Annotated in this window: 25 protein-coding genes and 1 other RNA gene; 8 read left to right on the top strand and 18 right to left on the bottom strand. The window is 35.2% G+C overall.

What is annotated here, in order from left to right:
* Positions 1-6: 6 nt before the first annotated feature.
* The 4 genes from BUL40_RS05930 to BUL40_RS05915 are packed head-to-tail and all read right to left on the bottom strand — an operon-like array spanning position 7 to position 3,775.
* Positions 7-666, bottom strand: coding sequence for a YggS family pyridoxal phosphate-dependent enzyme (locus BUL40_RS05930; protein WP_080318469.1), 660 nt, complete (start codon positions 664-666; stop codon positions 7-9).
* A gap of 3 nt (positions 667-669) precedes the next feature.
* Positions 670-1,896, bottom strand: a complete 1,227-nt coding sequence (locus tag BUL40_RS05925; protein ID WP_080318468.1) for a DUF1015 domain-containing protein — start codon at positions 1,894-1,896, stop codon at positions 670-672.
* 6 nt (positions 1,897-1,902) lie between these two features.
* Positions 1,903-2,790, bottom strand: a complete 888-nt coding sequence (locus BUL40_RS05920) for a 3-hydroxyacyl-CoA dehydrogenase family protein (protein ID WP_080318467.1) — start codon at positions 2,788-2,790, stop codon at positions 1,903-1,905.
* A gap of 19 nt (positions 2,791-2,809) precedes the next feature.
* Positions 2,810-3,775 carry a Gfo/Idh/MocA family protein gene (locus BUL40_RS05915; RefSeq protein WP_080318466.1) on the bottom strand — a complete coding sequence of 322 codons (966 nt, stop codon included), beginning with the start codon at positions 3,773-3,775 and terminating at the stop codon, positions 2,810-2,812.
* 91 nt (positions 3,776-3,866) lie between these two features.
* Between BUL40_RS05915 and BUL40_RS05910 the strand changes: the two genes are divergently transcribed.
* Complete coding sequence (locus BUL40_RS05910; protein ID WP_010518046.1) at positions 3,867-4,508, top strand: protein-L-isoaspartate(D-aspartate) O-methyltransferase; 642 nt, start codon at positions 3,867-3,869, stop codon at positions 4,506-4,508.
* 2 nt (positions 4,509-4,510) lie between these two features.
* Here BUL40_RS05910 and smpB read toward each other — a convergent pair whose 3' ends face one another.
* Positions 4,511-4,972: an SsrA-binding protein SmpB gene (gene smpB, locus BUL40_RS05905; RefSeq protein WP_010518047.1), complete on the bottom strand. Its 462-nt coding sequence runs from the start codon at positions 4,970-4,972 to the stop codon at positions 4,511-4,513.
* A 77-nt stretch (positions 4,973-5,049) separates the two neighbouring features.
* Between smpB and BUL40_RS05900 the strand changes: the two genes are divergently transcribed.
* Positions 5,050-5,778, top strand: coding sequence for a DUF6503 family protein (locus BUL40_RS05900; protein ID WP_080318465.1), 729 nt, complete (start codon positions 5,050-5,052; stop codon positions 5,776-5,778).
* Positions 5,779-5,780: 2 nt separating this feature from the next.
* Here BUL40_RS05900 and BUL40_RS05895 read toward each other — a convergent pair whose 3' ends face one another.
* The 3 genes from BUL40_RS05895 to clpB all read right to left on the bottom strand — a co-directional run bounded on the left by BUL40_RS05895 (position 5,781) and on the right by clpB (position 9,705).
* A complete protein-coding gene (locus BUL40_RS05895; RefSeq protein WP_010518050.1) occupies positions 5,781-6,347 on the bottom strand; it encodes a SixA phosphatase family protein in 567 nt (188 codons plus the stop codon).
* 67 nt (positions 6,348-6,414) lie between these two features.
* The gene (locus tag BUL40_RS05890) at positions 6,415-7,008 is read right to left on the bottom strand and encodes a TetR/AcrR family transcriptional regulator (protein WP_080318464.1); all 594 of its coding nucleotides are present in this window, start codon (positions 7,006-7,008) and stop codon (positions 6,415-6,417) included.
* Between the two features lie 96 nt (positions 7,009-7,104).
* Complete coding sequence (clpB, locus tag BUL40_RS05885; RefSeq protein ID WP_080318463.1) at positions 7,105-9,705, bottom strand: ATP-dependent chaperone ClpB; 2,601 nt, start codon at positions 9,703-9,705, stop codon at positions 7,105-7,107.
* Between the two features lie 137 nt (positions 9,706-9,842).
* On the opposite strand from clpB, the gene ytxJ reads away from it, so the two are divergent.
* Positions 9,843-10,229 carry a bacillithiol system redox-active protein YtxJ gene (gene ytxJ / locus BUL40_RS05880; RefSeq protein WP_080318462.1) on the top strand — a complete coding sequence of 129 codons (387 nt, stop codon included), beginning with the start codon at positions 9,843-9,845 and terminating at the stop codon, positions 10,227-10,229.
* Positions 10,230-10,263: 34 nt separating this feature from the next.
* Here ytxJ and BUL40_RS05875 read toward each other — a convergent pair whose 3' ends face one another.
* On the bottom strand, positions 10,264-11,448 hold the full coding sequence (locus BUL40_RS05875) for a hypothetical protein (protein ID WP_080318630.1): 1,185 nt from the start codon (positions 11,446-11,448) through the stop codon (positions 10,264-10,266).
* 215 nt (positions 11,449-11,663) lie between these two features.
* Between BUL40_RS05875 and glyA the strand changes: the two genes are divergently transcribed.
* Positions 11,664-12,938 carry a serine hydroxymethyltransferase gene (gene glyA / locus BUL40_RS05870; RefSeq protein WP_080318461.1) on the top strand — a complete coding sequence of 425 codons (1,275 nt, stop codon included), beginning with the start codon at positions 11,664-11,666 and terminating at the stop codon, positions 12,936-12,938.
* Between the two features lie 26 nt (positions 12,939-12,964).
* Here glyA and BUL40_RS05865 read toward each other — a convergent pair whose 3' ends face one another.
* From BUL40_RS05865 to BUL40_RS05830, 8 genes are all read right to left on the bottom strand, one after another.
* Entirely contained in the window at positions 12,965-13,606 is a 642-nt protein-coding gene (locus BUL40_RS05865; protein WP_080318460.1) for a hypothetical protein, read from the bottom strand.
* 185 nt (positions 13,607-13,791) lie between these two features.
* Positions 13,792-14,460, bottom strand: a complete 669-nt coding sequence (locus BUL40_RS05860; RefSeq protein WP_080318459.1) for a response regulator — start codon at positions 14,458-14,460, stop codon at positions 13,792-13,794.
* 64 nt (positions 14,461-14,524) lie between these two features.
* Complete coding sequence (locus BUL40_RS05855; protein WP_176465452.1) at positions 14,525-16,549, bottom strand: tetratricopeptide repeat-containing sensor histidine kinase; 2,025 nt, start codon at positions 16,547-16,549, stop codon at positions 14,525-14,527.
* A 121-nt stretch (positions 16,550-16,670) separates the two neighbouring features.
* Positions 16,671-16,895, bottom strand: a complete 225-nt coding sequence (locus tag BUL40_RS05850) for a hypothetical protein (protein WP_080318457.1) — start codon at positions 16,893-16,895, stop codon at positions 16,671-16,673.
* A gap of 144 nt (positions 16,896-17,039) precedes the next feature.
* Positions 17,040-17,786: a LytR/AlgR family response regulator transcription factor gene (locus BUL40_RS05845; protein ID WP_237705646.1), complete on the bottom strand. Its 747-nt coding sequence runs from the start codon at positions 17,784-17,786 to the stop codon at positions 17,040-17,042.
* Between the two features lie 72 nt (positions 17,787-17,858).
* Positions 17,859-19,379, bottom strand: a complete 1,521-nt coding sequence (locus tag BUL40_RS05840; RefSeq protein WP_080318456.1) for a hypothetical protein — start codon at positions 19,377-19,379, stop codon at positions 17,859-17,861.
* Between the two features lie 2 nt (positions 19,380-19,381).
* On the bottom strand, positions 19,382-19,774 hold the full coding sequence (locus BUL40_RS05835) for an acyl-CoA thioesterase (protein WP_080318455.1): 393 nt from the start codon (positions 19,772-19,774) through the stop codon (positions 19,382-19,384).
* 1 nt (position 19,775) lies between these two features.
* Entirely contained in the window at positions 19,776-20,813 is a 1,038-nt protein-coding gene (locus BUL40_RS05830; RefSeq protein ID WP_080318454.1) for a glutaminyl-peptide cyclotransferase, read from the bottom strand.
* 80 nt (positions 20,814-20,893) lie between these two features.
* On the opposite strand from BUL40_RS05830, the gene ffs reads away from it, so the two are divergent.
* The 3 genes from ffs (at position 20,894) to fsa (ending at position 22,544) form a co-directional block, all read left to right on the top strand.
* An RNA gene (gene ffs / locus BUL40_RS05825) (signal recognition particle sRNA small type) lies at positions 20,894-20,992 on the top strand.
* A gap of 55 nt (positions 20,993-21,047) precedes the next feature.
* Positions 21,048-21,857, top strand: coding sequence for an SDR family oxidoreductase (locus tag BUL40_RS05820; protein ID WP_080318453.1), 810 nt, complete (start codon positions 21,048-21,050; stop codon positions 21,855-21,857).
* 30 nt (positions 21,858-21,887) lie between these two features.
* Entirely contained in the window at positions 21,888-22,544 is a 657-nt protein-coding gene (gene fsa / locus BUL40_RS05815; protein ID WP_010519072.1) for a fructose-6-phosphate aldolase, read from the top strand.
* Between the two features lie 76 nt (positions 22,545-22,620).
* Here the strand turns inward: fsa and BUL40_RS05810 are convergent, their stop codons facing one another.
* Positions 22,621-24,021 (bottom strand): TlpA family protein disulfide reductase, encoded by a 1,401-nt coding sequence (locus tag BUL40_RS05810; RefSeq protein ID WP_080318452.1) that lies wholly within the window; start codon positions 24,019-24,021, stop codon positions 22,621-22,623.
* Positions 24,022-24,186: 165 nt separating this feature from the next.
* Here BUL40_RS05810 and BUL40_RS05805 point away from each other — a divergent pair, with 165 nt between their 5' ends.
* Positions 24,187-25,815: an ABC-F family ATP-binding cassette domain-containing protein gene (locus tag BUL40_RS05805; protein WP_080318451.1), complete on the top strand. Its 1,629-nt coding sequence runs from the start codon at positions 24,187-24,189 to the stop codon at positions 25,813-25,815.
* Positions 25,816-25,821: the final 6 nt, after the last annotated feature.

Genomic DNA, 25,821 nt, shown 5'->3' with positions numbered 1-25,821 from the left:
AATGGTTTAGCTGTAATTTCTTGCTCCAAAAATACTACTGCCAATACGTACCATTGTACTACCTTCTTCAATGGCAATTTTGTAATCTCCGCTCATGCCCATAGATAAAACCTCTAGGCTTGGTACTAATTCTTTGGCTTTATTGTAAAGCTGTCTAAGGTTTTGAAATTCTTTTCTTATCTGTGCTTCATCATCGGTAAAAGTAGCCATCCCCATAAGTCCTTTTATGGTAATATTATCCAAAGCCTTGAAATTGGCATTGTTTAACATAGCAAACAATTCTTCGCTATCCAATCCAAATTTTGTGCTTTCTTCTGCAATATGCATTTGCAGCAAACACGCTATATTCCGATTGTTTTTTTTGGCTTGTTTATCTATTTCTTTTAACAACTTAAAACTATCCACGCCATGAATCAAAGAAACGTATGGCGCCATGTATTTAACCTTGTTACGTTGTACATGCCCAATCATGTGCCAAGAAATGTCTTTGGGTAGGGCTTCCCATTTTTCCGTCATTTCTTGAATTTTGTTTTCGCCAAAAATTCGTTGTCCTGCGTCATATGCTTCCATCAAATCTTCTTTAGGCTTGGTCTTGGAAACAGCCACCAAGGTAACGTGGTTGGGCAAGCTGTTTTTTATTTGAACTAAGTTTTCTTTTATGGGCATAAGTTACAATTCATAAATGGTAAGGCCACTTCTGAGTTTTGGTTCAATATAAGTGCTTTTTGGTGGCATTACAAGTCCGGCGTCTGCTATCTGCTTAATTTCTTCCATGGTAATAGGAACCAAGCTAAAACCTACTTTAAAATCGCCTTTATCAATGCAATCTTTCATTTTTATGATATTGTGCTTGCCATAACCGTAAGAGATGCGTTTATCATTTCTTAAATCCTTTATTCCCAATACGGGTTCCAAAATAGTTTTATACAGTATTTGGGTATCTAATCGGCTTAAGGCATCTGTAAAGGTATAGGCTTGCTTGCGTAAGTAAAGCAAATAAAACTCACCATCTAAATACATGCTAAAATGATGTTTTTCTTTTGGTTTGTTTCCATTATTGGGTTTTTGCTCTATTCTAAAATTGGTATCTAAGCGAATTAAGAACTCCTCTTTGCTCAATCCGTTTAAATCTTTGACCATTCTATTGAACTCGTAAATTTTAACCTCTTTTTCTGGAATTAAGTAGCTCATAAAAAAATCATGATGCATTGTATCATTACCGGCTAGTTTAGCAGCTTTGGCCAGTAAGGAAGAAGATGCGCACCTATGATGCCCATCTGCAATGTAGAGTGCATCCATTTGTGAAAAAATGGATGTGATTTTGCTGATGGCATCTGCTTGGTACACGGGCCACAGTTTGTGATTTACTTTGTCCGTAGTAGTAAAATCATACTCGGGCAGGGCAGTAGTTTGCTCATTTAATAAAACCTCTAATTCTTTAGTAGATTCGTAGGTAATAAGCACCGGCTCTGCGTTAAACCCCACAGTTTCCAAATAATGGGCAAATAAGCTTTCTCGACTCTCCAGGGTTTCTTCGTGCTTTTTTATTTTACCACAATCATAATCGGTTACACTGGTGGCAGCAAAAATACCCAAGGTTTTAAATTGGTCTTTCTTAATCTGATATAAGTAAAAAGCTGGCTTTTGGTCTTTAATAAACGTTTTTTCTTCTAAAAACTCCCAATACCTATTTTTTACTAAACTAAAACGCTCTTCTCCGGCAAGGATTTTATGGTATTTAAAACCCGGATTAATTATATGGAGAAACGAAAAAGGATTATGTGCCAAGGTACATTGCAACTCGTCTTCAGAATATTCTTCGTAAGAACGAGACGCGACTAGAGCTACTTTGTCCTTTACGGGCCTTACCGCTCTAAACGGCTTTATGGTTGCCATAAGCTATTAAACAAATTGTTTGGAAACCTTTTCTGCTTTTTTACTTTCGCTATAGTCATAAAACCCTTCACCAGTTTTAACACCAAGTTTGCCAGCGGTAACCATGTTAACCAATAGCGGACATGGAGCATATTTTGGATTCTTAAACCCATCATACATTACATTTAAAATAGAAAGGCAAACATCTAACCCTATAAAATCTGCCAATTGCAAGGGCCCCATTGGATGTGCCATTCCCAATTTCATTACCGTATCTATTTCTTCTACTCCTGCAACACCATTATACAAAGTCTCAATAGCTTCGTTTAGCATGGGCATTAAAATTCTATTGGCCACAAAGCCAGGGTAATCATTTACTTCCGTAGGCGTTTTACCAAGTGCTTTGGACAACGCCATTATTTGCTCTGTTACACTATCACTGGTGTTGTAACCTCGTATAATCTCTACCAATTTCATAATAGGTACAGGATTCATAAAGTGCATTCCTATCACCTTTTCCGGTCTTTTTGTTACGGCTGCAATTTGTGTAATGGATATAGAAGAAGTGTTGGTGGCCAAAATAGTATTGGCATCACAAATGGTATCTAGTTCTCTAAAGATATTCAATTTAACTTCTAAGTCTTCAGTGGCCGCTTCTACAACCAAGTCAGCTTCTTTTACACCAATTTCTAGTTGGGTAAATGTGGTAATATTACCTAAAGTGTTCTCTTTTACGGTTTCCGTAATTTTTTCTTTTGCCAATAAACGATCTAGGTTTTTGCTTATGGTAGCTATTCCTTTGTTTAGGGATTCTTGTGATATATCTATTAGGTTAACACGGTATCCATTCTGGGCAAAAACGTGTGCAATACCATTGCCCATGGTACCTGCACCTATAACTGCAATTTTATTCATTATGTTTAGTCTTTAGTCTTTAGTCGTTGAATGCATTTATTATGGCTAGGGCTACCCTAAGCGCTTCTGTACCCGCCTCAAGAGTTACAACGGGTTCTGTATTATTTGTAATGGCATCTGCAAAAGTTTCTAACTCGTCCAAGATGGCATTATTTGGGTTTATCTCTGGATTTTCAAAGTAAATTTGTTTTTTTTCACCTTCCGCGTTTTGTAAAATCATGTCAAAACTTCCGGGTACCTCAGGCGCATCCTTCATTTTTACCACTTCAACCGCTTTTTCTAAAAAATCTACGGAGATATAGGCATCTTTTTGAAAAAACCTCGATTTACGCATGTTTTTTAAAGAAATTCTACTGGCCGTTAAGTTGGCCACACAGCCATTTTCAAAGGCAATCCTGGCATTGGCAATGTCCGGAGAATTACTAATAACAGAAACACCACTCGCATTAATTTGTTTAACCCTACTTGGTACCACACTTAAAATAACATCTATATCATGTATCATAAGGTCCAATACCACGGGTACATCTGTTCCCCTAGGGTTAAATTCTGCTAAACGATGCGTTTCTATAAACATTGGGTTTTCTACTTTTTCTTTAACGGCAAGAAAAGCAGGATTAAAACGTTCTACATGCCCAACTTGACCTTTAACCTTATGTTTTTTGGCCAATTCAATTACTGTTTCGGCTTCTGTTAATGTATTGGTGATGGGTTTTTCTATGAATATATGTTTACCTTTTTCTATGGCCTTTTTGGCCGTTTCAAAATGAGAAAGAGTAGGGGTAACAATGTCTATAACGTCTACTTGATTTAATAGGATATTCACATTTTCAAAGTAGGTATAGCCAAATTCTTTTGCTACTTTTTGCGCATTAATTTCGTCTGGGTCATAAAACCCTACTAGTTCATATTTTTCAGATTGATTTAAAAGTCTTAAATGGATTTTACCCAAATGACCGGCTCCAAGAACGCCAACTTTTAACATGTGGAATAGTTTTTTCAAAAATACGCATATCCATTAAATTGAGGATTGCTATTTTTAAAGGTTTCTGTAATTTTGAGAACCAAACCAAAACATGCGAGATACCTTAAAACATAAAGGAATGCGCAATAAGTTGGCAAACTTATTGGAAGCGAAAGGAATACAGGACCAGAACGTATTAGGAGCAATAAGACAGGTGCCAAGGCATTTGTTTTTAGACAGTAGCTTTGAAGCACATGCCTACCAAGACAAGGCTTTCCCTATTGGAGCAGACCAAACCATATCACAACCTTACACGGTAGCTTTTCAAACCGAATTGTTGAAGGTTTCTCCTAACGATAAAATATTGGAAATAGGTACGGGTAGTGGTTACCAGACTTCTGTGTTGTTAACATTAAAAGCTAGGGTCTACACCATAGAACGCCAATTGGAGCTATTTAAAACCACAAAGCGTTTCTTTGACCGAATGGGGTTTAGGCCCAAGAAGCAAATTTTTGGTGATGGTTACAAAGGGATGCCAGAAGAAGCGCCATTTAAAGGAATAATTGTAACCGCAGGCGCTCCAGAGGTTCCCAAAGCATTACTTTCACAGCTAGCAATTGGTGGTAGGTTAGTAATTCCTGTAGGTATTGAAGACCAAATTATGACTTTGTTTGTTCGGAAATCTGAAAAAGAATTTGAAAAAACAACCTACGGAAACTTTAGGTTTGTTCCACTTTTAGAAGATAAGAATTAGCCTTAGTTATTAAAGCTTTTTTTGACCCGGGCCAAATTCCGTTTGTTATCTCGGTCTTTTATAGTTTCTCTTTTGTCGTACTGTTTTTTCCCACGGGCCAAAGCAACGTTTATTTTCGCCAATCCGCGTTCGTTGATAAAAAGATTAAGCGGTATAATGGTAAGTCCGCTAGCGGTAACTTCTTTATTCAACTTTTTTAACTCTCTTTTATTTAAAAGGAGTTTACGTTCTGCTTTAGGTGCATGGTTGTAATGGCCGCCGTGGCTATACTCATCTACCTGCATGTTTATGATGAATAATTCTCCTTTAGGATTGAACTCACAAAAACTTTGAGAAATAGAAGCTTTTCCTAATCGAATGGATTTAATTTCTGTACCAGACAAAACAATGCCTGCCATGTATTTGTCCAAAATCTCATAATCGAATTTAGCCCTCTTGTTCTTTATGTTTATGTTGTTGTTCATAGGCTACAAAAATAGAAGTTCTGTTTTAATTTGTAATGAAATATTGATATTTACGATTAAGTAGAAAATAGTGATTTATGCGATTTATCTTAATAATACTAGTTATAACTGTTTATGGTTGCCATTCTAAAACCAACGTTACTGCGCAACAGGTTGTGGATAATGCTATTAAGGTATCTGGAGGAGAACTTTTTGAAGCGAAAAAAGTAACGTTTAAATTTAGAGATTACCTGTATACTTCTTCTAAATCTAGACAAGGATTTAAGTTAACACGTTCCAGAACTAAAGGTAACGATACCTTATTAGATATAAAAAATGGACAGGATTTTACCCGGAGTATAAATAATTCCTTGGTTTCGTTGGCCGATAGTACTGCACAAAATTTTGCTAATTCAATTAATTCGGTTCACTACTTTGCTAAATTACCCTATGGTTTAAATGATGAGGCGGTAAACAAAGAATTGTTAGCAGATGAAACATTATTTGAAAAAGAATACTATAAAGTAAAAGTAACCTTTAACCAACAAAATGGGGGAGAAGATTTTGAAGATGTATACTTGTATTGGATAGGAAAGAATGATTTCAAAATTGACTTTTTGGCCTATTCCTTTACTGTTAACGGTGGCGGTTATCGCTTTAGAAGAGCATATAACGAGCGTTTTGTAAAAGCAATACGTTTTGTAGATTACGAGAATTATGCACCAATAAATTCCAATATACATTTAGATGAGATTGGAAGGCTCTTTGAAGCGGGCAAATTAAAGCTGCTATCCAAAATAGAGCTAGAAAATGTTAAGGTGGAGTAGTATTAATCTACTTTTTGAATTTTAGCGGATACAACGTTACCTATGCTATCTGCAAGTTTAATGATGTACACACTACTATTATCATTATCGTCCATTGACTGATATTTTTCTTCTCCAATTAACTTATTGGCCAAGGCCGGGGTAGTGTTGCTGTGGCCTACCATTAGAACACTTGCACCATAGTTGTCTAACAACAACTGTTTCACATCAATTTCTTTTGGGTCAAATATTTTAATATCAATATTGTGTTTTACAGATGTTGGGGCAGCCGTCATTTTTGTACGGGTATAATCTGTAGAATAAACAGCGTCTAAATCTAAGGTGTCGAACATATTGGCCCAAAGCATTGCCCTGCCTAAACCGTCTTGATTTAACTCTGGGTCTTTGTCCTCTGGGTTGCTTCTATCCTTTTCTGCATGCCTAATTAAATAAAAAGTGGTGATTACCGGATCTTTTGGGGGCTCTTGCTTTTTATCTTCCTTACAGCTTAAAAAAGTAAGAAAGCAAAGTAACATTACCATTGCATGAAAAAGGTTATAATTTGAAGTTTTACCCTCTATATTTTTCATGTATTTATTATTTAGTCTGAATTTAGGTGTTTATTAAACGAGTCTGTGGGAATTATATTTTTTTAAATTAGTTAAATTCTCTGTTAACTAGATGCGATAGGTATGCCATTGTATTGGCCAAATACTTTCGGTCTTGTGTCATAGTAAATAGGGCTATGGCACCTTGTATCATGGTATACAATTGTTTGGCAAACTGTAGTGGTGGCACGGATAACCTTAATTCTCCGTTATTGGCACCATTTTCTAATACCAAGGCAATTTTACCTTCTATTTCCCTAATGGTCTCTTTATTTGCAGCAGCAAGTAAATTATTGTTGTGCTGTGCGTCTACACCCGTATTTAAAATAGGGCAGCCGCCCAATTCAATGGTAAAAACATCATATTGTTTATGAAACGCGATAAGAGCTTGTATCTTGCTAATAGCTTTTTCTTCGCTATTAAGAACATGGTCTATTTTCTCCAAAAGTATTTGCCGGTTATAATCAAAAGCAGCTAAAGCTAAAGCCTCTTTATTCTCAAAATTGCCATAAATAGCACCTTTTGTAAGGCCAGTTGCCTCTGTTAGATGGCTCATGCTGGTGCCAACATAACCATGCTTATTAAAAATTGGGGCAACGGTTTCAATTATGTATTTAGTAGTCCTTTCTGCTTTACTGGCCATAGCGGAAAATTTTGTAGCTAAGATAGCTATAAAATACTAAAAGGTATAAAAAAAGCCCTTCAAATTTAAAGGGCTTTTTAGTTAAAAATCATGTATTTAGTTCACCAATTCGTTTTGATTTCTAAACACTAAAGCATCGTCAAAAGAATCTAAAAGAATAATACTTTCACTTTTTATGGAGCCGCTTAAAAGTTCTTTAGAAAGTTTATTCAAGACTTCTTTTTGTACCAATCGTTTAATTGGTCTTGCTCCGTACTGTGGATCATATCCTTTAGCGCTTAAGTAAGCAATTGCTTCTGCTGTAGCATCTAAAGTAATGTTCTGTTTTGCCAACATCTTTTTAAGGCTTTCTATTTGTAAGCCAACAATGGCCTTAATATTTTCCCTGCTCAAAGGTGTAAACATTACTATATCATCTATCCTGTTTAGAAATTCTGGTCTAATGGATTTTTTAAGTAACCCTAAGACTTCTACACGTGCAGCTTCGGTTGCACTATATATATCATTAGCGGTTTCAAACTTTTCTTGGATAATATGGCTGCCCATATTACTTGTCATGATAATAATGGCATTTTTAAAGTCTGCAACACGTCCTTTGTTATCTGTTAGCCTACCTTCGTCCAGAACCTGTAATAAGATATTAAATGTGTCTGGGTGGGCCTTCTCTATCTCATCTAACAACACAACAGAATACGGTCTTCTTCTAACGGCTTCCGTTAATTGTCCGCCTTCATCATAACCTACATATCCTGGAGGCGCCCCTACCAATCTACTAACCGAGTGTCTTTCTTGATACTCACTCATATCAATTCTTGTGATTGCGTTTTCATCATCAAACAAATACGCAGCTAGGGTTTTGGCCAACTCTGTTTTACCCACCCCTGTAGTACCTAAGAACAGAAAAGAACCTATTGGTTTTTTAGTGTCCTGCAGACCGGCCCTGCTTCTTCTTATGGCATCGGAAACTGCCTCAATGGCTTCTTCTTGACCAACTACGCGTTTATGTAAAACGTTTTCTAGTTGCAACAATTTTTCCCTTTCGCTTTGCAACATTTTAGTAACCGGTATTCCAGTCCATTTAGCTACCACTTCTGCAATATCTTCATTGGTTACCTCTTCTTTTATTAAGGTTGCCGAAGCCTGTTGTTCTTGTAATTCTTCTTGTAACTGATCTAAAAGTGCTTGAGACTCTTTAATTTTACCATACCTAAGCTCAGCAACTTTTCCGTAATCTCCATTGCGCTCTGCCCGTTCTGCTTCTATTTTGTAGTTTTCAATATCCTGTTTGGTCTTTTGAATATTATCAACCACAGTTTTTTCGCTTTCCCATTGGGCAAAAATATCTTTACGTTCTTCTTTTAAGTTTGCTAGGTCTAGATTTAAGGTTTTTAATTTGCTTTCATCATTTTCTCGTTTAATCGCTTCAATTTCAATTTCAAGCTGCATAATCTTTCTGTCCAAAACATCTAATTCCTCTGGTTTAGAATTAATTTCCATACGTAGTTTAGATGCGGCCTCGTCCATTAAATCTATAGCTTTGTCTGGTAAAAATCGGTCTGTGATATAGCGTTGTGATAATTCTACCGCAGCAATTACGGCCTCGTCCATAATTCTAACCTTATGGTGCGCCTCATATTTCTCTTTAATACCCCTTAAAATAGAAATAGCACTTTCTGTATCTGGCTCGTCTACCACTACTTTTTGAAAACGTCTTTCCAACGCTTTATCTTTCTCAAAGTATTTTTGATATTCATCCAAGGTTGTTGCGCCAATTGCCCTTAACTCACCCCTTGCCAATGCCGGTTTTAAAATATTAGCCGCATCCATAGCTCCTTGTCCGCCACCTGCACCAACCAGTGTGTGTATTTCATCTATAAACAAAACAATGTCTCCTTCAGAACTGGTAACTTCTTTAATTACAGACTTTAACCTTTCTTCAAATTCACCCTTATACTTGGCACCCGCAATTAAGGCACCCATATCTAGGGAATAGATTATTTTGTCTTTTAAATTCTCAGGGACGTCTCCTTGAACAATTCTATGTGCTAAACCTTCTGCAATGGCAGTTTTACCCACACCAGGCTCCCCAACCAGCATAGGATTGTTTTTGGTGCGTCTAGACAAAATCTGCAGCACACGTCTAATTTCTTCATCCCTACCAATAACAGGATCTAGTTTGCCAGAATCTGCTAATTTATTTAGGTTCTTTGCAAACTTATCCAATGAATTATAGGTGTCTTCTGCGCTTTGAGAAGTTACGTTTCCGCCTTTTCTTAATTCTGTAATAGCTGCTGTTAGATCCTTTTCCGTTATTCCGTTATCTTTTAATATCTGTGCTATTTTGCTCTTAGATTTAAAGATGGCTAGAAGCAAGTGTTCTATGGAGACGTATTCATCTCCCATTTTTTTGGCAACAATAGCAGCCTCATTAAGTGTTTTACCTGCTTCTCTAGAAAGCATGATATCTGCCCCTGAAACTTTTGAAAAACGCTCTATTTCTTTGTCTACAACTTGGTTGATAAGACTGGAATTAGCATTTAACTTTTTTAATAAAAAGGGTAGAACATTCTCATCTACCTCTGTTATTGCCTTAAAAATATGTTCGTTTTCTATCTGTTGATGCCCATAGCCTTGCGCAATCTGTTGTGCTTGCTGTATAGCCTCTTGTGATTTTATTGTGAAATTATTAAAGTTCATCTTTTTTGCTGTTTTTCTGGAGAAAGGTCAATTATCTTGCCGTTCTGTTGCCACTGTCAATCTGTCTGAAATTTAGTACTAATCACCGGTCAAATCGTCAGTTTTTAAATGATTTGGATAAGTTATACCTTTGCCATATGGGAATATTTGGAAGGTTATTTGGTAATGAAAATGAGAATTCGGAATCGAAAATTCCATGGATACCTCTTGATAATATAGAGCAGTTAGAAACAATTGTATTGGCATCTAAGCAGCGTACACAGGTTATTTTTAAACATTCGACCTCTTGTGGTATTAGCAGAATGGTTTTGAATATGTTTACTTCTAACTATGATTTGGGACCCGATCAGATGGACTTCTATTTCTTGGACTTATTGGCCAACCGTTCTGTAAGCAATGCTGTAGCCAGTACGTTTAATGTGCAGCACCAATCACCCCAATTATTGATTTTAAAAGATGGTAGGGTAGTTTATCATAATTCTCACGGTGCAATTTCAGAAGTAGACTTAAAAGAATATGTTTAAATAAAAAAAGCCCTGAATAAACAGGGCTTTTTTATTAATTGAATTGATGTTTTTTTACAATTTCTTTCAACCTTAATTTTAAATCTTCGCCGGCATCAAAGACCATTTGTTCATTGCTTGGAAATGGTACCGATTTAACTGCTAACAGATTAATTAAGTCTTGCTCTAAAGCGCGTTTGTCCCCACTATGGCTAGCATAGACATGCTCAAAGGCAAAACCACTGCTTAACGGATATGAGTTTATAACTTGATTTGTTTTTAAATCTGTAAAACTAATCTTTGCTCCAATTTCTGCAGTTTTAGATTGGGTAAACCTGTAGAAATCGCATCTTACGGTTTTAAGTTTATCAACTTTAATATCATTACCAAGACTATCTTTAGCAACGTTACCATTTTTATCTAGAACGTATTCAAAACCATCTTTTACTATTTTTTCTTTCACTAACTGTTTTTCAGTTACCTGTTCTGGAGAAATAAAGATGTTTTGAAAATCTAATGCCATTTCATAATCATAGTTGATATTGTCTAATGGATTTGCGTGGTATTGTGTCCAAAAATCGTTTATTCCGTAAGTATTGAAATCCAAAAGTGCGTCTTCTAAGCGTTGTGGTATAATTTGTTCCGTGGCATTGTAAAGGGCTACCTTTACATAGTCCTGCCCTTGTAAACGGGCTTCTTCCATTCTTTTGGTTGCATCTTTAAACCCAGGGTTTATTTTTAATAAATACGCAAAATCTTCGTAGGCGGCCCTATAATCTTGTTTGTTAACTGCATTTTTGCTCAGTTGTACGGCGTTATCATATAAATAATTAGCCAGCTCTTCTTTAGTATTGACTATGGCATTGGCATAATCTTTAAATTGAAAAGAGGCATTTCTATTTTCATCATAAATTGGTAATGGCAATAAGGGTTTAATCTGGTTTTGCAAGTTTCTTAAAGAAACATAGCTATTGTATATTTTTTCCAAATTAGCGGGGTTGCCATCTTTTTTTAAAAAATTTATCTGTTCTAATTCTCTTTGTTGGTTTTTGGCAAAGGCTTCTTCTAAAAGCAATACATATTCTTGATTCCCCTTTTTGGTTTTATTATCCCTAAGGTTTTTTATTGCCTTATTCATGGCTAGTTGGTAGTTGCCACTATTTAAAGCTTCTTGGGTTTTTTTAACCCCACCGCAGGAAATCAATACTCCAGTTGTTATAAAAAGTAAAAATTTTTTCATGGGTTCTGGTTTTATGGTTTCAATAAGCAAGTTCCAATTTGTATGCCAAAAGTTGTTTTTAAGAAACGTACAAGCTCTGAGCCTAGTATATACAAGGGTTGTAAAATTTAAATTTTGTTAATGATTGTGTTGAAAAGTGAAGTAAAATAACAATTCAAGTCATTAATTTTAAGTCAGCTATTCGTATTTTTGCAGCCTAATCCAACTATGGTTTTATGCAAAGAGACGAAACAATTTTCGACCTAATTTCTGAAGAGAAAGAAAGACAATTAAGGGGTATAGAGCTAATTGCCTCTGAAAACTTTACGAGTCCGCAGGTTATGGAAGCTGCAGGTTCTGTACTTACCAATAAATACGCGGAAGGCTATCCTGGAAAACGTTATTATGGAGGTTGTGAAGTTGTAGACCAAATAGAACAATTGGCCATAGACAGAGCTAAAGAATTGTTTGGCGCATCTTATGCCAATGTACAACCACACTCTGGATCGCAAGCCAATGCTTCTGTATACCATGCATGCTTGCAACCTGGTGATACGATTTTAGGTTTTGATTTATCTCATGGGGGGCACCTTACCCATGGTTCACCAGTAAATTTTAGTGGTAAATTGTATAATCCTGTTTTTTATGGCGTAGACAAAGAAACCGGAGTGTTGGATTATGATGCCATTCAAGAAATTGCGGATAAAGAAAAGCCAAAACTAATAATAGCTGGTGCTTCTGCCTATTCTAGGGATATTGATTTTAAGCGCTTTAGGGAGATTGCGGATAGTGTAGGCGCTATATTATTGGCAGATATTTCCCACCCTGCGGGATTAATCGCAAAAGGAATATTGAACGATCCAATTCCGCATTGCCATATAGTTACCACTACTACCCATAAAACCTTGAGAGGGCCTAGAGGAGGTCTTATATTGATGGGTGAAAATTTTGAAAATCCATTCGGCATAAAATTAAAAAATGGAAACCTAAGAAAAATGTCCGGTTTGCTAGATTTGGCTGTTTTTCCAGGTAATCAAGGTGGGCCGTTAGAACATGTAATTGCAGGTAAGGCAATTGCATTTGGCCAAGCATTAACGGACGACTTTTTACATTACATGATACAAGTAAAGAAAAATGCGGCTGCAATGGCAAAGGCGTTCATGGACTTGGATTATAAAGTGATTTCCGGGGGTACGGATAATCATATGATGTTAATAGACTTAAGGAACAAGAATATTACAGGTAAAGATGCCGAGGCTGTACTTGGGAAAGCGGATATTACCGCTAATAAGAATATGGTTCCTTTTGATGATCAGTCGCCTTTTATAACTTCAGGAATACGTTTTGGAACACCGGCCATTACCACAAGAGGTTTGGTAGAAAAAGACATGGAGGTTATTGTAGGTCATATTAATGAAATTATAACCAATTCTAGTGATGAAGCTAAGATTGGTGCCATTAAAACCAAAGTAAACGACTTTATGGGCGGTCGTCCGCTTTTTAAGGGATAAATAATTGTAAGGTTGGTCCGTAGGTATTATTCATCTATAATATCTACGGCAGAATCTTGCATGAATTTTTTGTTCTGCACATCATAAATTTGCATCTCTTCTTCGTCTGAAAAGTAAACGCCCCAAACGTAAAGGTAATCCATAAAGGGGGTGTTTTGCGAGACATTATTGGCTAATTCATCTAGCTCAAAAACCGTTGTATACATTTCAAAAGGCATTTTCTTTAACCCTTTGGTTAGGTTTACATAGTTCTGACTTAACGAGTCTAAGATGTTAGATAGATTATCTTCTATTAATAGTCCCTGAATTTTATTTATTACTAACGTAGTATCCGTAAAATTAATAGCAAGTTCAGTTAGGTGAAAGGTTGAATTATTAATAAAAGAAATAGTTTGAATTTGTTCTTTTAAAAAATTGCTGGTTTGTAAGGGGTGATTATTTAAATTTCCCCAGTTAAAACTATTTAATTGGAAAAGGGCTTCGTGCAATTTAAAATTGCAATCCATGGCAATGGTTATACAGTTAAAGTGATTAAAACTTTTTAAAAGTTTGATATCAACATTTGCGAAAAACTCTTTTTCTAGACTTTTCTTTAAAGAAGGAATGCCTTTTATCTTAAGACCATCTAGATGTTGCCTCGTTAGGTTTTTATGGAAAAAATTTTTCATAGCGCTATCAATGTACCCTTAAATAAACTGATTTTTATTGTAAATTAAGGAATATTAACACAATTGCACTATTGAAACCGCTAGTTTTTCGCTTTTTTTATGTTAAAATATAGTTAATACTTTGTTTTAAGCGAATTGTTACAGGTCTATGTTGAATGGTTATAAATAACAAATGAACGGTTTGCTTAAATAAAGCCTCTATTTTTGGCAGCAACTATAAGTGCTAGGTCATTTTCTTTTTCTGTGCCAAATAATGTTTTTAAATGTCGTTTTCTGTTTTCTATGGAAGAAGAAGAAAGTTTAATGTGATTTTCTAAATCTTTTGTTTTTGTACCTATAGATAAATGGTAAAGAATTTTTTTATCGTTTTCATCCAAACTCAAATCATTTGCCATTTTTTTTCTTATGGCACCCAATGCTTTTGGCGAATAGTAGGGAGGTTCCTTTAATACTGTTCTAACCGCTTGTTCCAATGTTTTTGGATCAATATCAGTCTTTACTAAATAACCGTCTGGATCTACCGACTTTAGAATGCTGTTGATCCTGTAATTATCGCTAAAGGAAGACATGAATACAATTTTACTTGAAGGCACTAGATTTCTTGCCAAAATACCCAAATCTTCTCCATTGTGAGGTTGATCCTCATTTGGTGGAAATAATTGAATATCTAAAAATATAATATCATAATTAAAAGAACTGACGCTATCCTCAATCTTGGCTTTACCTTGCTCAAAGCTATTGGCCGTATCAACTAAAATATTGTAATCATCAAAAACGATACGTTCTAAGATAAACTTATAACCAAGCATGGTCATTTCATGGTCATCAATAGCAAGAATTCTTAAGGTTTTCATTATTTATGGGCGCTTTGGGTAGTAAATAAATATGTCTTAAAAGTAATACTTTTCTTGTTTTTTTTTAAATCAAAGGCACATTAAAAACAAATATTGTACCATTGGGAGAAGCGTTGTTCATAGAAAAGGTTCCGTTTAATTTTTCCATTCTAGATTTTATATTTTTTAATCCTATGCCAGACTTTTCTTTTTTGGTATCAAATCCAATCCCATTGTCCTTAACATGAAAGTCAAAACTATTTTTATACAGGTAAAAATCTAAATCTATTTTGGTGCAGTTGGCATGTTTTATACTATTTTGGATACATTCTTGTATTATTCTATAGCTATTGATTTTAATTTCCCCATCCAATTCATCCCAATCAGAATTAATATCATAATTAAAATAGATAGGAATATTGGTGGATTGCTGCATTTGATTTAAATAAGAGCTAATGGTAGAAACAAAATTTCCCACTTTTTTGTTAGAGGCGTCATTTAATTCATGGCTTATTGTTCTAATTTCCTCCTCTAATTCTTGAAGCTTGGTTATCAATTGGTTTCTTTGATTAATAGATGCTTCGTCCGTTTTTTCGTTTAGGCCAGATAACAACAGTCTAATACCAAGCATTTCGCCAAGAATACCATCGTGTAATTCTTGTGAAACTCTTTTTTGTTCTTCTCGTTTGCCTTCTTCTAGCTTCCCTTGCTGGGAAAGCATTAGGTTGTAAATTTCTTGATTGGTTTCTTGCTGTTTCTGCTTAAACCTTAGTCGTTGGTTGTTTATACGCTGGCTAATGATAATAGTTAAACCCAAAGCAAAAATTACAATTCCTATTCCAATTTTGGTGTACAGATCGTTTTTTGCGGTTAAATCTTTATTTCTATCAATTATTTGGTCTGTCTCTAATTGTATACGGGCAAATTTGTCTATTACGTTCCGTTCTTCTTGTTGTAGGGTTTCGTTTAATTCAAAATAATCTTTAGCATGTTTACTACTATTTTTAGAATCTACCAAGGTCAAGAGTTCCAAGGTATTTAAAAGCCTGTCCCTGTTCTCCGTTTCAATTGCCTTTGCCTTTGCTAGATATGCATACTCTATTGCTTTTGGAGTACTGGTTTCCTTATTTATTTCTGACAAAAAATGATAGTTTCTTGCTAAATCATAGCCATATTTTATACTGTCTAATATCCTGTTAGAATTAAATATGTTATCTGAGGCTTCATATGAGGTAATATTTTTTGTTTTGAATGCCGAATAGTTGTAACTCGTTAACACTTTTGCATAAAGTTGCGGTCTTATATTTTTTAGTTCTTTTGAGTTTAGTAATGGCGTATATGCTTCTAAGGCTTTTTCAAAATTTTCTTCCCTTAAATAAGTGCTGGCAATATTATTTTGGTTGATAAACGAGTTTTCTAAATGTTTTGTAGTTGGTGTGTCTTCTATATATTGTTTGGCTTGATTGTGATAGGCTATGGCTTCATCAAAATTTAACAATCCGTTTTGTATTACCCCAAGTAAGGTGTAAAAGGGAAATAGTAATTCGTTTATTTTATTTTCTTCGGCATAGGCTATGGCTTTGGTTATTTCATTTTCTGCACCAACATAATCCTTATTGTTTTGCTTAATGGCCGCCATGTAATACATGGCAACGGCTGGTTTGTTCTTTGTGTTTTGGTTGGCACTGGCAATTTGAAGATAAGCATTGTAAGCCTCTCTAAAATGATAGTAAGAACTATCTGCTTGTGTTTTATAATAGAATCTGCCCAAATCTAAATGGGCATCTCCCTTTCCTAAATAATCCTTTGTCCGATCAGCTAGACCTATGTATTCTTTTTGAAGTATTTTGAACTTGGAGGTGTCGTCTATAGATTTGTAAGCGGCGCTGATGGCTCGCAAATTTTTTAATTTAATAACAGTACTCTTTTCATTTTTAAGTTTGGTATAAGCATCATGTAATAGGTCCTTTCTTTCGCCAATTGGTAAAGCGGTACTGTCTTTGGCCCAAATTACTATATTGTAAAGAGAATCCTTACTACTTTCTTGTATTAGTTCATTGTTAGCTTTTTGCTTATTACAAGCTACAACTAGTACTATAATTGATAGCAAAGTTAGGGTGGTCGGTTTTATATTTAATAGGGGGCTAAACATTTTTTTACCTAAATACAAGGTACAAAAAAACCCTAAATTGATTTAATTTAGGGTGTTTTATAATTATATTTTAAAACAATTATCCTTGCGTTTCAATATCTGGAATGTCGTCACCATCTGGAGAATCAGTTTCAATATCTGGAATGTCATCACCATCAGGAGAATCAGTTTCAATATCTGGGATATCATCACCGTCAGGGGAATCTACATATAATTCTTCTTGGTTTGCAACGCTGTCATTTTCACAAGCTATAAATCCAAAAGTTAAGGTTAAGATTAAAAGGAAGCTGAATACATTTTTCATGAGTAAAAATTTAAGATTGGATTATGATTATTATTTCTATGCTGCTAAATTACAGCCTGTTAAGGCTGTAATTTTTAGAATAATCACCAGTCTAGTATTCAGCTAGGTTTTCGGGGTGTTTGTTATGTTTTTGTGAGAATTTAGCTACCCAAGTGTCCTAATTGCATTTTTGGACAAAATATTTTTTAAAGTATCTATCTTTTCCCGGTATGATTTTGAAAAAGGCAACTTTTCTTCAGAGTTTTTAATGGCGCAGGTGTTTTTACCAAAATTTATTCTAGATACATGTTTGGTGTTTAAAATATAGCTCTGATGTATTCGAATAAAGTTTTTTGGTAAACTTTGTTCAAAAGATTTTAAGGTTTTGTAGGCACTTACTTTTTTGCCATCTTTTAAATAAAAGTCTGTTGTATTATTATCTGCTTTAAGATAGAGAATGTCGTCTGTGTTTAGGTAATGAAAGTCCTTGTAGGATTTAAGACAAAGGGTAGGGGCTTCTTTTTCTTTTTCTAGTTTAAGCCTTAGTTTTAAAATTGTTTTTCTGATATCTAATTCTGTAGTAGGTAGAAGCCAGTAATCAAAAAAACCGTTTTTGATCGCATCAAATGCCGCATCTTTTTTAGAGGATATTCCAATAAAAATTGGAATCTCTTTTAGATGAATTTGGGCTTCTAAACAAATACCAAACATTGCTGCCGGATTTTTATCCAGATTTAGAATAACCAAGGTGGGTTGTTCTTTTAATATGGTATTTAAACTTTCTGCTTGCTCACTACAAGATGCTATATGTTGAAACTCTTCATACTCAAGCATTCTTTGCTGAACTTCATAAGCAGAAGAACTATCAGAGTCTACAATCATATACCGGTATGTCATATCTAATAATTCCATACCGCAAGATAGTGGCTGTAAGCTGTTGTAGACTAAAGATTTACCTTAAAAAAAGTGGGTTTTTCCTACAAATTAATTGGTTGTGGGTACAAATTGGGTTGCGCCTAGATTTGTATTCATTGTTCTGTCTTTGCCAAATAAATCTGTTGGAACAGTATTACTGTTGGTTGTAGATACGTTTAATAAATCTTCTGAGGCAGTAGTAGGATAATATTTAAACAAAAATGCATCTAGATAATCTATCGCGGGATTAAGGGTAATAGCTTCATAACTATCCGTATTGTTAACATTATAAAGCGGATTGTCTATGGATTCATTGTACTTTAAAGAACAATGGTCTAATTTATAATTGAAATTGGCAGAAGTATCCTGGTCAAAGGCAATTTCTACATCTAAGCTGCCGTCTATTATTGAATTAGTTAGTATAAGATTATCTAGACCGTAAAGTCTGTTGGCGCCCAAATCTGTTTTAATAAAATTACTTATAAACAAAGCTGGATTGGTCCTAAATCCCCCATTATAGTAGTTGGCAATGGTACAATGATTAAACAAGTAATTTCCTCCGTAAATACCAATGCTGTTATTGCCAGCAGCCCCAAAAATGGTGTTTGTACAAGTAATACCGGTGTCAATGGCCAAAAGATTGGTGTTGGCACTATTCACTATTTGGCTATTATTTAAAATAGCTTTTGAGGTATTGTTATTGCCCCTGCCTTCTATCCGTATGCCCGTTGTAGCATTCTTAAGTGTTAAATAGTTAATGGTTACGGACCCAGCATTTTCTGGTATCCAAAGTGCATCCCATTGCCCAGGTATAGCTTCATTGGATTCTCCTAATTTATCGCCCTGAAAGATTATCTCCTTTTCCAAGGCAGTTGAATCTTCACTTAATTCACCGTTGATTATTAGGCTGGCGCCATCATCTAAGATAATTCCGGAATTTTCATGAAAAAAAACTCTTGCACCGGCGTTTATGGTAAGTGTTTTGTTAGCGGGCACAGCCGCATATCCGTAAATAACGTAAGGTAGGTTATTGGTAAAGTTTAATTCCTCGTCGTTTAAATAAAATCCAGGGAGTGTAACTGTTCCTGTTATTGTGGAAATACTTATTTCTTGCGTTGGATTGTCACTTGGCGGATACAGAAAAATAGCATTTTTAATTAGTGTTACTAAGGCTACCTTTTGAAAGTTGCCATTTGAGCCAAACATTATTTCGTCTGTGTACAAAAGCTGTTTTTGGCTTGGTTCTAAATTAGCAACCGTGGTTTCTATGTAGACAAATAGACTGTCTTTACCTCTTAAGGGTACGTCTGTAAACGATTTTCCATCTTGCCCATCTACATTTAATCTATAATTACTGCTTTCACCATTCTCAAGGCTAATATTGGGGATTAAAATATCTTCTGTACTAGTATTGTAAACTTTTAGACCAAAGGTTGCACTCCCAAGATTGGTAAAAATAGTATCTAGAAAAACCGTATCCCTTGAAAAACTAAGAGTTCCAGATTTTGGGGTATATTCAAAATCTTCTCTACAGCTCCAGCTAAGAAGCAGAACAAATGCAAAGATGTAAACGTATCTAAAAGATTTCAAAACTAGTCAATAAATAAGGCAGCTATATCTGTTGGTACCCTTGTTGGTCTATTATTTACCGGGTTTAGCAGGCACCATTCTGTAACGGCAGAAACCAAGACTTTGTTGTTCTTTATATTGGTAATGGTAACTTTTCTTTGCGATAAAGCACCATGCCACTTTTCAATATTGGTCTTTATTTCTAATTTCTGGCCCAAGAGTGCGGCACCATAATAGGTAATGTCATGGTGGCGAACTACCCAAATATAATTTTCTAATTCTGGTTCAGGAACGGTTGCTTGCCAATGTTCTTTTGATATATCCTGAATCCATTCTATATATCTAATGTTATTAACATGGTTCAAATCATCTAAATCCGACTCTTGAACCGTAATTTTTTTGGAATAGCTTTTCATGCTATTTCTTTTTAATCTTAACTTCAAAGAGTTTGTTCCAGCGTTTACCGGTAACAAAAAATGTACCTCTTTCTGGATGGTAGGCTACACCGTTTAAAACATCTAATTTACTGTGTTGTTTTACACGATTTTTAAGTCCGCTAAAATTAATAACCCCTTCTATTGCACCAGACTTGGCATCTATAATCATCATACTAGGTTTTTGCCAAACGTTCGCATAAATTTTACCATCAACGTATTCTAGTTCATTGGTTTTATTGAACACGGATTTGTTTGTTACCGTAGTAAAATATCCTGTTTCACTTAGGTTTTCTGGATTTAGCAACCATATTTTCTCAGAACCATCGCTTTTAAAAAGTTCTTTTCCGTTATTACATAATCCCCACCCTTCTTTACTTTTGCCATAGGTAAAAGAACCTGTTTTCTCTAGAGAATCCGCATTATACACGAAGCCCAACCCACTTTGCCAGGTTAGCAAATAAACTTTATTGTCTAAAACAGTTAGCCCCTCTCCAAATAATGTAGCGTCTAAATCTATTTGCTGTAAAATTTTACCTGTTTCAAAATCAACTTTTCGTAAAGATGATTCTCCTTTTATACCAGTACTTTCATATAACACACCATTGTAGAATTCTAAACCCTGGGTAAATGCATTTATATCATGCGGGTAGGTATTTATAACCTCGTACGTGTAAATGGATGGCGGTTTTTCTGCTAAAACTTTAATGCTTTTGGTTATTTCTACTTCCTTATCATCGTAAATAATTCTGGCTTTAAGCATTTTAGACCCCAATCTTTCTGGGTTCAAGGTTATCTTGCCGTTAGAGACCTGTAGTGCTTCGTCTTCTAAAAAATAGGAGACCTTACTTACCTTGACGCCTTTTTTATTATTTAGGGCAATACCAACAGTAGAACCTTTAGAAAAGTCTTTTTTGTTGCCTTCTAGGTGTATTCCAAATAAATCTGAAGGCTTAGCGGTACTGCCACAGCTAGTTATGATTAAAAATAGAGAACTAAATAATACAGATAAAAATCTCACAATCTATAGTTTATAAAATCTTAAGCAAATTACTGTTAACAAACGATTGTGGCAAATTTAAAAGATTGTATATTTGCACCCGGCAAGTCCTACACGACCAGCTCCTGCAGAATCCCCCAGGGTGGGAACGCAGCAAGGGTATGCGGTCGTAGCGGTGCGATGTAGGTAGCTTGCCTTTTTTTGTACCCAAAAGTTAAGTACCTTTTGCTTAACATTTAACCAATATTACGCAGCATGCAAGCAAAAGTTGTTTTAATTACCGGAGGTTCTTCTGGCCTAGGTAAAGCAACGGGGCAGTATCTTGTCCAAAAAGGTTTCAAGGTTTACGGCACAACAAGAAACGTTTCTAAGTATCCGGATTTTAAGGATTTTGAGTTGGTATCCTTGGACGTTACCAAGGAAAACACCATTAAGGAGGCAGTAGACTTAGTTATTGCCAAAGAAGGTAGAATAGATGTTTTGGTAAACAATGCGGGTGTTGGCATTACCGGACCTATAGAAGAAACTCCTATTGAAGAAATAAACAACGCCTTCAATACTAATTTTAATGGACCAATTCGTTTAATGCAGGCAGTTTTGCCTTTTATGCGAAAACAAAAAAGCGGTTTAATTATAAACGTAACTTCTATTGCAGGTTATATGGGGCTTCCTTTTAGAGGTATATACTCTGCGAGCAAAGGAGCTTTAGAATTGGTTACAGAGGCTATTAGGATGGAAACGAAGGCCTTTGGGGTAAACATTACCAATTTAGCACCAGGAGATTTTGCTACTAATATAGCTGCAGGTAGGTTTCATGCTCCGGTTATAAAAGGTTCTGCCTACCAAAAAACATATGGTGATGCGTTAGGGTTAATGAATGAACATGTAGATGCTGGGGGAGACCCTCTTGAAGTTGCGAAAGCCGTATTAAAAATTATAAATACAAAATCGCCTAAAGTACATTACAGGGTAGGGGCTTTTACGCAAAGGATTTCGCAGTTTTTAAAACGAATCCTTCCCGATAAAGCATTTGAAAAACTACTTTTAAACCATTATAAATTGTAGTTTTACATAAACCTTAAAAACACACTTAAAATGAAGTTTTTTATAGATACGGCAAACTTAGACCAGATTAAAGAAGCCCAACAATTAGGGGTTTTAGATGGTGTAACAACCAATCCTTCTTTAATGGCCAAAGAGGGTATAACTGGGGAAGAAAATATTTTACAACATTATAAAGACATTTGCGCCATAACAGATGGTCACGTGTCCGCAGAGGTTATAGCCACGGATTTTGATGGAATGGTTAAAGAGGGCGAAGCTTTAGCGGCATTAAACCCACAAATTGTAGTTAAACTTCCCATGATTGCAGATGGGGTTAAGGCTTGTAAATATTTTTCTGATAAAGGCATAAAAACAAACGTAACCTTGGTTTTTTCAGCAGGCCAAGCCTTGTTGGCGGCAAAAGCTGGTGCCACTTATGTTTCTCCTTTTATCGGTCGTTTAGATGATATTTCTACGGATGGTTTAAACCTAATCAATGAAATTAGGTTAATATATGACAATTACGGTTTTACTACTGAAATTCTTGCGGCATCTGTTAGGCATACGATGCATGTAATAGATTGTGCTAAAATTGGTGCTGATGTAATGACGGGACCACTTTCTGCTATAAAAGGTTTATTAAAACATCCATTAACAGATATTGGCTTGGAAAAGTTTTTAGCTGATTACAAGAAGGGAAATAGCTAATAACATCCTATCGATACAATTAAAAAAGCCTTGGATTCTTTCCAAGGCTTTTTTTTGCTCATAAAACCAATATACTTTAATTAGTAGCAAAGGCATTTTGGATAGTACCAAAACCGTTTACAATAATTGTGTCATTAGCTATGATACATTTATTTAGGTTGTCTAAAATCAACGTCTTTTGAACTGTTTTAAAATCTTTTGCCCAATATTGATTCTCTTTATTAAGATTTCTCTCGGCAATCATATTTAGCCATTCTTCATTTCCAGTTTTAAGATTAATACCAACAAATGTATAGGATGGGTTTTCCTTTTGTAGTTGATTAATCAAGTTTATGGTATTTCTAAAATGTCTTTTACGATCAGAGGTCCAGAAATAGAACACGGTTTTTTGATTTTTTGCGATGCTCTTTAAGGTCTTTTCTTTTCCCGTGGCACATTCCAAGACCAAATCTGGTAAATCCTGATTTATCTGTAAAGATTTTATATTACCATACAAATCGTTAATTTCCTCTATGTGCTCCTTGTTAGTAGAAAGTGCTTTAAAATCTGCAATAAATGCTTCACTTTCCTTACTAATTTCGTGTTCTTTAATCAAATAATCTACCGCAATATTTCTAAATAGATTATTACGCAACTTCTTTTCAGAAACTACACTATCTATCATTTTAAGCTTGTGTCTATTAATATGCAGCATACTAACATTTTCTGGTATGGCGTTATCTGCGCAGTTTTTATAACAATCCATAAAAGATAGGTTGCCAAAGTGGTGTTTTAGAAAATCATAATAAGGCCTAAAATAGGATAATTCCTCATTGTTTAAATCCAAATCCTTTCTGTAGGCATAAAAGTCTTTGCCTAGCTCATGTATACTAGATTCTCCGGTGTATTTTTTGTGGTAAAAAGGGTATCTTTCTTTGTGGAGGTAACTATTGTAGATGATAGAGGCAGATGCAATTTTCTTGGCTTCCTCGCTAATTTCAACGTTGTTGAACAAATCTTTTAACTCATCGGTTTTTTGTTTTTTTAACGAATCAATTTTTTTGGAAAAAGCCTCAGGTTTCAATTTGTAATATTCACGTATTAAAGCGGCCTCGTCTTCATTGGTCAAGAACATTTCTATCAAAAAATTGTTCACCTCCTCATTATCACCAGAAAACACTAATGATTCGTCAAAGTAAGCCGGGGCAGCATTCAATCTAATTAATACACTGTCTCCTTTTTCTAGATATACGTATTGGTACTGAGGTGCATGATCAAAATGGTGCAAGCCCTCATCTATATTCTCCAGTTTAAACTGAAATCTATTTTCGGCATCTAATGCAGCAGAATCTATAGGTTTATTGTCTTTGTATAAAACTACAAAGTCACTAGTGGGGTTTACAATTTCCCCTGCAAAATAAACTATGTCTTTGTTTTCTTTGTTATCCGTACAGGATATTGAAATACAAAATAAGATTAAGGGTAATATTTTATTCATACGCTAGTGGTGGAAAACAAATCTAACATTTAGGCCATATATCCCATTGTTAACGGCTAGTTAAATCTTGTTAAACCAAAGCTTTTCTCCGATTAAAATACAAACCTTAAAGTTGGTCGTGGCCAGTATTTTTAGCTATTTTTGCCAAAATTTAAAAATTAGTACATGTTATCTGTATCCAACTTATCAGTTCAATTTGGTAAAAGAGTTCTTTTTGATGAAGTTAATGTAGCTTTCTTACAAGGTAATTGCTACGGCATCATTGGGGCCAATGGAGCTGGTAAATCTACATTTTTAAAGGTAATTTCTAAGAAATTAGATCCAACATCTGGCCATGTTCATCTAGAACCTGGTAAAAGGATGTCTATTTTGGAACAGAACCATAACGCTTATGATGAGTACACTGTTTTGGAGGCTGTTGTTATGGGTAACAAACCATTGTACGATCTAAAGAAGCAAATTGATGCCTTGTATGCCGATTATACAGATGAAAATGCTGAAAAGATTGGCGAATTGCAGGTGATGTTTGAAGAGATGAATGGTTGGAATGCGGATAGCGATGCAGCTGCGCTACTTTCTAATCTGGGTATAGCAGAAGATTTGCATTATACCACTATGAAGGATATGGACTCTAAACTAAAAGTTCGTGTACTTCTAGCCCAAGCCTTGTTTGGTAATCCAGATGTTCTAATAATGGATGAGCCTACAAACGACTTGGACTATGAGACCATTAATTGGTTAGAAAACTTTTTGGCCAATTATGATAATACGGTTATTGTGGTTTCTCACGATAGGCACTTTCTAGATGCGGTTTGTACGCACATTGCGGATATAGATTTTGGCAAGATTAACTTGTTTAGTGGTAACTACACCTTTTGGTACGAAAGCAGCCAGTTAGCCGCTAGGCAACGTGCACAGCAAAACAAAAAGGCAGAAGAAAAGGCTAAAGAATTACAGGAGTTTATACAACGTTTTAGTGCTAACGTTGCAAAAAGTAAACAAGCAACGTCTAGAAAGAAAATGCTAGACAAGCTTAAAGTAGATGATATTAAACCTTCTAGTAGACGTTACCCTGCTATTATTTTTGAACGAGAAAGAGAAGCGGGAGACCAAATTTTGAACGTAGAGAATTTAGCTGCTACCTCAGAAGATGGAGACCTATTGTTTCAAAATATTAATATAAATCTCGCTAAAGGTGATAAAGTTGCTTTAATCTCAAAAGATTCCCGTGCCACTACAGCTTTTTACGAGATTGTAATGGGCAATAAAAAACCAGATAGTGGCAGTTTTCAATGGGGCGTAACCACAATCCAATCGTATTTGCCAGCAGATAACGATTCTTATTTTGATGGAAAGTTAAATCTGGTAGATTGGCTAAGACAATATGCTAAAACCGAAGAAGAAAGGGAAGAAGTACATATTAGGGGCTTTTTGGGTAAAATGCTATTTAGTGGTGAAGAAGCTCTAAAAATGAGCAATGTTTTATCTGGTGGTGAAAAAGTAAGATGTATGTTAAGCAGAATGATGTTGCTAAGGGCAAATGTTCTTTGTTTAGATGAGCCTACCAACCATTTAGATTTGGAGAGTATTACCGCATTCAACAATTCTCTTAAAAACTTTAAGGGTACTTTGTTAATGACAACTCATGACCACGCCTTTGTACAATCTGTAGCAACCAGGATTATTGAGTTAACACCAAATGGTACAATAGATAGGCACTTAAGTTTTGAAGATTATATGTCTGATAAATCCATTAAGGAGCAGCGAGATAAAATGTACCTGGCAACTACTTAAAAAGAT

The sequence above is a fragment of the Croceivirga radicis genome (assembly GCF_002072105.2).
GTDB lineage: Bacteria > Bacteroidota > Bacteroidia > Flavobacteriales > Flavobacteriaceae > Croceivirga > Croceivirga radicis.
The sequence above is the reverse complement of the archived record's forward strand: the minus strand, read 5'-3'. Positions and strand labels throughout refer to the sequence as shown.